The sequence below is a fragment of the Ornithinibacillus salinisoli genome (genome assembly GCF_042684965.1).
GTDB lineage: Bacteria > Bacillota > Bacilli > Bacillales > Amphibacillaceae > Ornithinibacillus > Ornithinibacillus salinisoli.
Genome location: NZ_JBHUMI010000008.1, coordinates 247262 through 254382, shown reverse-complemented (window position 1 = coordinate 254382; position 7121 = coordinate 247262). Strand labels below are relative to the sequence as shown.

The window sequence follows — 7121 nt, the reverse complement described above, 5'->3', positions numbered from 1 at the left end:
ACCACGCCACAGTGGTAAATATCATAGGTGATTCTTACAGAATCAAAGATCATTTAGATAAAGAAAATGATTAAAATTGTACATTCTTAAACAGTCAAAACTGTACATAATTAACTTGACATTTATAATAACTATATGATAGCCGTTTTGGGCACTTTCCTTTCATTATGGTTTGTTAAGTATATTTTTAAAGAATATTCGAATGAACAAATTAGAAGCTTAATGTTGATTTCATTAATAAATATCATTACTTTCATTGTTAGTTCTTGGGTTATAGTACATCTATTTTTGAATAACAATTTAGATATGATTGACATTTTCCCAGCAAAAGAGCGTTATAATCTAAAAGGTTATAACCCTGAATTTTTTAAATTTTTTTTATTTGGTGTTTATCTTTACATAATTCAAGTGGTTACAAGTGTCGTTATAATACAGAACAAAAATAAAAAATAAAAATTAATATTAAACCAAACGGGTTTGTCCAAAGTAAGTAGATACGCTTTTTTCTATGGAGGAGTAAGTTATCTTGTTGTTTTCCGATATTTAATATCAATTATCTGTTCTGTTTCATTATTGAATTTAATATCAACAAATACACCGAATTCTCCACTATCCTTTTTTAGCCAAAGTTTAAATTTTTCTATTGAGTATTCTGTTCCCTTTTCCCTACCGATGTGAAGATAATCAATAATTTCAGCTTGGGGATACTGTTCTTTTGTCTTTTTCATAGCTATCTGTCCCCACTTTGCATAGGGAGGGGTTTCTTTTTCAGCTATTATAATTTTGTTAATGTCGAGGATAGAAGAGTTTCCGAACAATAATATTCCGAAAACTAAGAGAATGGATATAAGTAATTTCATACATTTTAAACCTTCTTTTTTTACAATAGTCTTTTCATGCTAAGTAAAATTATTCAAGTATTCTTCTTCAACTATTGTCCGCAAACGGTGGCTCAAAACTCCGCACAACTGGCTCAATCTGTCCGCAATACTCATAAATTCCCACAATTTTAGTTATACTTTAGCACGGTATTTCCGATTAATGTAAAAAGTATTTGACATTTCCAAAGCTAATGCTACAATAATAAATGTCAAATACTTTTTACATATTTATCAGGGAGGAAACAAAAAATGGATTGGGTTAAAATTGTGTATTCAGTTATATTGTTAGTTTGCGGAATTTTGATTCTTGTTGCGGCAAGTTCTCGAAAGGGTGATGAAAGAAGGGAATTTATCAAAGCGAAAGCTCAATCATATTCATTTATCGTAGTTATAGGTGTGCTTATTTTAGAAGTTGCACAATCAATTTATCTAACTTTTCAAGAGAATGCTTCATATAATGGTTTTGGAATTTCGCCAATAATGTTTCTGACGGTGATTTTAATTATATACCTGGTAACATTACTAATTTACAGAAAAAAATATGGTGATTAAATGAAAAATCACATTAAGAAATTAAGAAAATCAGCTAAATTATCGCAAGAAGAACTAGCTAAGTACTGTAAGGTATCCAGGCAAACAATAAATGCAATTGAAAATGATAAATACGACCCTACTTTACAATTAGCGTTTGATATAGCCTCTGTATTGGATACCACAGTTGATGAGCTTTTCATCAGTGGTTCTATTAAAGAGTGATACATTGACCTCATATCGAGGTCTTTTTTATGCACTCTTCAACATTTGAACAGTCCTATGACACGATGAAATAAGCATTCGCTCTACTCGTTTATCAAATGCTAAATTCTTCCCTAATTCAAGTCAACGAACCCAAGGTATTCCTACCCCTTGGAAACGCTCTAACCATTTTTTAATTCTGTTGCGATTTTCTCCTAAATTCGTTTTTGCACTCCAAAACAGAACTACTTAGGAAATTTTCCAAGCCTTTTTGTTATAACTCAAATTCCCATTCCTCTTTTAGCATAAGATATAAAACAAGTAACATATTTTCTAATTCCTCTTCCGTTTGATTACCAACCGCTAACCCCACTTTTGGTAAAAGAATGGAAGCCACCTCTGTTGTTAGCTCTCTTTTTGGATAATCTCTTAAATCTAAAATCTTTTGACTATATGTTTTTAATAGATTCCACTCTTTTTCTCCAAGGTTATGTACTGCCCAACCCTCTATTTTAAAGCTATCTACGGTAAGTCCTCTTCGCTCAATCACTTTTTCAATTTTGCTTTTCCTTTGCTTTTTTGCCTTTCGTTCATGAACAACAATCGTACCTGCAGCCATATCTCCTAACCTTTTATGCTTGGAATGAAAGAAAATTAATACAATCCCTAAGAAATAACTGGTTGGCAACATATCAATAATCCGTAATAGATTTCGAATAATTGCAGATAATAGTGTAAGGCTATGTCCATTCTCTTGAATCACTCGAATTCCAATCATGTTTTTTCCGATTGTTTTTCCGCCAAAAAAATACTCGCTTACAAAAAAATACCCCCAATTCACTACGAACAGTCCAATAATGGTAATCGCAACAAGCCAGCCTGACTCCATTACATAGAACATTTCTGAGCTTGTTATAAAAATAGCGAGTAATATTGCTACTATATTTAGCACCGTTAAAATAAATTGATCGACAATCATTGCTGTCGCCCTTGAACCAAGACCAGCAAGCTTAAATTGTAAGGAAACGTATTCTGGTGTTTTAATATCAACCTGCTCTTGTATCATCTTCATCCCTCTATCCCCCACATTTGTTTACATTATATTCGTTTTTTTCGATCGAGCAATATTTTCCCACAAATGATGTAACCAATTAAGCCAACTACTGTTAAGAATGCAACTAGGTATTTCACTTCCAATGATAAGGATGATGGTGTAATAAACCCTTCAATAATACCCGCAATAATAAATAATGGAATTGTTCCTAGGAATAGTTGTACAGATCGTTTGGACTGTCTCTTTAATTGAAATCCCCGCGAATAAGGACCTGGGACAAATAATTTATATCCCATTAACAACCCCGCCCCTCCAGCAATAAAGATCGCTGTTAATTCAATCATACCGTGCGGAACAATGTATGCCCAAAATTCATAAGACATACCAGAATGCCAAAAAACCGCTGCTAGTGCCCCAACCAATATGCCGTTATAAATTAATAAATATATCGTTAATAATCCAAATGTAATCCCACTTGCAAAGGCAAGTATAGCGACTTGAATGTTATTGGTCATAATTTCTGCTGACATGAGTGATGAATCAATCGCATCATGCCCTTCTCCTAATCTTTCTGGGTCCACGCTATGTGCCATCTCACTAGGAATGATCGAATAAAGATGCAGCGGATCATCTACAACAGATAGAAAACTTGCTAATCCACCCACAGTAAATAAAATCATTGCAAGGACAATAAATCTCCATTGCTCTAAAAACAAACCAATAAATTTCGTACTAAAAAAATACCGAACCTGCTGAAAACTAGATAACTGATCTTTGTACAATATATTATGAGATGTTGATACCAACTCATTTAAATATGCTGTCACATCTTCATTCGGAAAATAGGTTTGGCAAAAGGACAGGTGCTGAGCGGTCTTTTGGTACAAACGATTAAATTCTTCAACATCACTTCCAGTCACTTTTCTCCCTTTCTTATGAAAAAGGGTAATATAGCCTTCTAGCTGTTTCCATTCCTCTCGATGCTGCTTGACAAATTGTTTCATATTCACGTAGACACCTACTTTATCCCGCATGAAAGAACCTCCTACAGATTGAAGTCCCATTTTTTTTAGGTCTTTCACAGTAAACCTTGATTCATGATATGAATATATCGCGATACCGCTTCGGTAGCTAATCCTTCTTCTTTTGCTTCAATCATCAGCAGTCCTTGAGCCTCCCATTTGGCTTTCTCCCGTTTTTTAACGAGTAGTTGCTGCTGTGCTATACTCTTTAACATTGTTAGTTGTACGTTTCCTGGATATAATTCCGATGTGGCTAATAATGTTTCATCTTCTATTCCAATCATATAAAATAAATGCTTCTGTCTGATACGTTTTAAATAAAGCAGTGTACTTTCTTCATGTAAAAAAGTGTGCACATCACTGAATAATAAAATTAAACTCCGCTTCTTCTGAACCGTTTGTAAGTAGTTCATAACTGCCGAATAATTCGATTCACTAGGATCAACTTCTAGGTGATATATCGCCTGGAGAATTTTTTGCAATTGATCCATTCCTTTTGCTGGTGGCACAAACACTTTAATATCCTTGGAAAAGGCTAGCACACTAACATATTCACCGTTTTTAAGAGCAGCTGCAGCAACAGTAAGGGAAGCCTCCAACGCTCTTTCTAAGCGATTACCATTTTTCAATTCTGCTCCCATCATTCTGCCACAATCAACTAAAATAGTAATATATTTACCATGCTCTGGTTCATATTCATTGGTCATGACCTCTTGCAGTTTCGCAGTTTGACGCCAATTGATTTTACGGGGATCATCACCAACTACATAGTTTCGAATTCTAGTGAACTCCCCTGATCCGCTCTTTTGTCTACGGATTTTAGTTCCTTCATACATGAGAAACTTTTGGGCATTTTCTAAGTATTTTTTTGTATCGGTTAAGTCCGGTATTACTTTTACTTCATCATGCTGTTCAACAGCCATCTGCTTCTCCCATAACCCTAGCAAACTAGTATATCTAACATATATTCGAGTCAATCCATATTTCCCTCTGACAGGAGCATTAGTTTCATAAGTTATTTGGCCAGACTCCCCTTTACCTACCTTCCCGAGAATTGGAAATGGGTCATAAAATGATTGTGGCAGCCCGTCCATAAGGCGAAACTCACAAGGATAGGAAGAATTGTTTTCTAGTTGGATAGAAACGGTATAGGACTGTCCTCGTTCTATTTCTTTTGGAAAATCTCGAATAACGTTTAGCTGCTTTCTTTGTGGTGAAAACAACAAATCTAGGAAGGATGCAATTATCAAAAAAATATTTAAAACAATGATAATTGCCCATGATAAACCAGCAAAGGATAGCGATACAATACCTATTGAACAAACGAGATATAACGCTATAAACCTTTTCGTTGGCAATATTCCTCTATCTCGGAACAGGAACCGCTCCCACAAGCTCTTCAATGATTTGGTCAAGGCTTACACCCTCCAATTCCATATGCGGAGATATTTGAATACGGTGTCGCAACGCCGGTTTTGCAACCATTTTAATATCATCCGGAGTTACATAGTCTCTCTCAGCTAAATAAGCCCACGCTTGGGCAGCCTTACCAATCGAAATAGCCGCTCTCGTACTGGCTCCAAATCGAATGGCTTCCGTTTCCCTTGTTCTTCTAACTATTTGCATGATATAAGCTAAAACATCCTCACTTACTGTGATATGTTCAATCTCTTTTCGAATCATAAGGAAGGTTTCCATATCTAGTACCGTTTCAACCTCTTGATCCGTATACATTTTCGCCAACACGTTTTTTAATACCTTTGTTTCTTCTTCTAAACTAGGAAAATCAATTCGTAATTTAAACAGGAAACGATCTTGTTGTGCTTCTGGAAGCGGATACGTTCCTTCAAATTCAATAGGGTTTTGCGTGGCAACTACGAAAAACACTTCTGGTAATTCGTACGTTTTTCCTTGTATTGTCACCTGTTTTTCCTCCATTGCTTCCAATAAGGCAGCTTGCGTTTTCGCAGGTGTACGATTGATTTCATCTGCCAGCAATATATTTGAAAAGATGGGTCCTTTTAATGTTTGAAATGAATTATCCTTTAAGTTGAATATTGTACTACCAGTAATATCACTAGGTAGCAAGTCTGGCGTAAATTGAATACGATTAAATTTACCGCCTAATAAATTGGATAATGTACATACCATTTGTGTTTTCCCTGTACCTGGTACACCTTCAATTAATACATGTCCACCTGCTAAAACGGCTGAAAGTACTAATCGCAAATTGTTCTTTTGACCTAATATTCGTGCCTCATATGTTTGTAATAAGGATGCAAGTTGACTATTCACCCTTTTTCCACCTCTTTCCGTAGCTTATCAATTTTTTTCGACCACCCTACGTATTCTTGTTTATTTATTGATCTTTTTTGAATTAGATCCCTTATCCCATTGACGAACGTGTGAATTTCTTCCTCCGTCATATTTGTCCTTTTTCTAATAAGTTGGTCGGTACGATCCGCCCATGCTTTACGATATGGAATTCCCCAGCGTTCCTGCATAAGTAATTTCACGTAATCTACTTGAATCATAAGGGAATCATGATGCCTGCGTCCACGTTGATACCACGCGGAAAGAGCTTTAAGACGCTCATCGCTAAACCGAACTGTTTCCTCCCGCGGTATTCGAATCGGACCAAATCGCTTACCTTGATGCCACAGCCAAAGGACGGTTAAAAGGATACTTTGTACTACTCCAACTAACAGCCATTTCGGATATAAGGTTAAAAGAGTAGGAGATTGCCCTGCCCTATGAAGATATTCATCAACTAAAAGCGTATCCCAACTTTCCCCATATAACAGTGAGAATACGATTTCTACATGATCCTTTTCAAGAATAAATTCATTTGTAACCCAATCCGGCGAACTACCTACTATTAAACTACCTTCGCCAAAAGACCGTTTTAATGCCATTACACCTGCATCATCAGATAATAATACGTCATCATCTCTATCACTTTTAAGACGTACAGGAGAATACGTGTTAGAGATATATTCCTCACCTTGTTCATCTGTGATGGTGACCGATTCTTCCGGATCTATCGCAATTGGCTCCGTCTTCAGCCCGAACATTCCATCGGGATTATTCTTTAATAATAAGATCGTATTTCCCGCATTCATAAATTCTATGTATACATTCATTTCTTCTTGCTTTGGAATGAAAAATGGCTCTATCATGAGAAGGATTTGTTGCTTATTTTCCTTTGATAATAAATGTGGTTCATGTCTCCATGTAACGACAGAACTCGTTTCATTTTGCAAATAGGTGTATAAAGCTTTACTTCCTGTTGGTGATGGCGAGTCGGAAACATAGCTAGGAAACTCTTGAGGTTGCTTAGAACTTATAAAATAACTAATCATAATAAATATACATACCAAAATGAGTAGTAACAGCCATACTCTTTTGCTAGATGATGATTTTTGCAAC

8 protein-coding genes and 1 pseudogene are annotated in these 7121 nt (G+C 35.6%); 2 read left to right on the top strand and 7 right to left on the bottom strand.

Annotated features, from left to right (window positions below):
• Positions 1-521 precede the first annotated feature (521 nt).
• Positions 522-860 carry a DUF3889 domain-containing protein gene (locus ACFSTA_RS04900; RefSeq protein ID WP_377555443.1) on the bottom strand — a complete coding sequence of 113 codons (339 nt, stop codon included), beginning with the start codon at positions 858-860 and terminating at the stop codon, positions 522-524.
• A gap of 270 nt (positions 861-1130) precedes the next feature.
• On the opposite strand from ACFSTA_RS04900, the gene ACFSTA_RS04895 reads away from it, so the two are divergent.
• Together ACFSTA_RS04895 and ACFSTA_RS04890 are read left to right on the top strand one after the other, a co-directional pair.
• Positions 1131-1433: a hypothetical protein gene (locus ACFSTA_RS04895; RefSeq protein WP_377555442.1), complete on the top strand. Its 303-nt coding sequence runs from the start codon at positions 1131-1133 to the stop codon at positions 1431-1433.
• On the top strand, positions 1434-1637 hold the full coding sequence (locus ACFSTA_RS04890) for a helix-turn-helix transcriptional regulator (protein ID WP_377555441.1): 204 nt from the start codon (positions 1434-1436) through the stop codon (positions 1635-1637).
• A gap of 27 nt (positions 1638-1664) precedes the next feature.
• Here ACFSTA_RS04890 and ACFSTA_RS04885 read toward each other — a convergent pair.
• From ACFSTA_RS04885 to ACFSTA_RS04860, 6 genes and pseudogenes are all read right to left on the bottom strand, one after another.
• Positions 1665-1820, bottom strand: a pseudogene (locus tag ACFSTA_RS04885) (IS1595 family transposase); the annotation flags it as partial.
• Positions 1821-1890: 70 nt separating this feature from the next.
• A complete protein-coding gene (locus ACFSTA_RS04880; RefSeq protein WP_377555440.1) occupies positions 1891-2688 on the bottom strand; it encodes an RDD family protein in 798 nt (265 codons plus the stop codon).
• A 26-nt stretch (positions 2689-2714) separates the two neighbouring features.
• A complete protein-coding gene (locus tag ACFSTA_RS04875; protein ID WP_377555448.1) occupies positions 2715-3680 on the bottom strand; it encodes a stage II sporulation protein M in 966 nt (321 codons plus the stop codon).
• A gap of 68 nt (positions 3681-3748) precedes the next feature.
• The gene (locus ACFSTA_RS04870; protein ID WP_377555439.1) at positions 3749-5107 is read right to left on the bottom strand and encodes a DUF58 domain-containing protein; all 1359 of its coding nucleotides are present in this window, start codon (positions 5105-5107) and stop codon (positions 3749-3751) included.
• Entirely contained in the window at positions 5058-5987 is a 930-nt protein-coding gene (locus ACFSTA_RS04865) for an AAA family ATPase (protein ID WP_377555438.1), read from the bottom strand. The genes ACFSTA_RS04870 and ACFSTA_RS04865 overlap by 50 nt, the downstream gene beginning before the upstream one ends.
• Positions 5984-7120 carry a DUF4350 domain-containing protein gene (locus ACFSTA_RS04860; RefSeq protein ID WP_377555437.1) on the bottom strand — a complete coding sequence of 379 codons (1137 nt, stop codon included), beginning with the start codon at positions 7118-7120 and terminating at the stop codon, positions 5984-5986. Before ACFSTA_RS04860 ends, ACFSTA_RS04865 begins: the two co-directional genes overlap by 4 nt.
• Position 7121 lies beyond the last annotated feature (1 nt).

Coding starts and splice junctions, on each gene's coding strand:
- ACFSTA_RS04880 (WP_377555440.1), bottom strand. CDS start 2,688: ATGAAGATGATACAAGAGCAGGTTGATATTAAAACACCAGAATACGTT.
- ACFSTA_RS04900 (WP_377555443.1), bottom strand. CDS start 860: ATGAAATTACTTATATCCATTCTCTTAGTTTTCGGAATATTATTGTTC.
- ACFSTA_RS04890 (WP_377555441.1), top strand. CDS start 1,434: ATGAAAAATCACATTAAGAAATTAAGAAAATCAGCTAAATTATCGCAA.
- ACFSTA_RS04895 (WP_377555442.1), top strand. CDS start 1,131: ATGGATTGGGTTAAAATTGTGTATTCAGTTATATTGTTAGTTTGCGGA.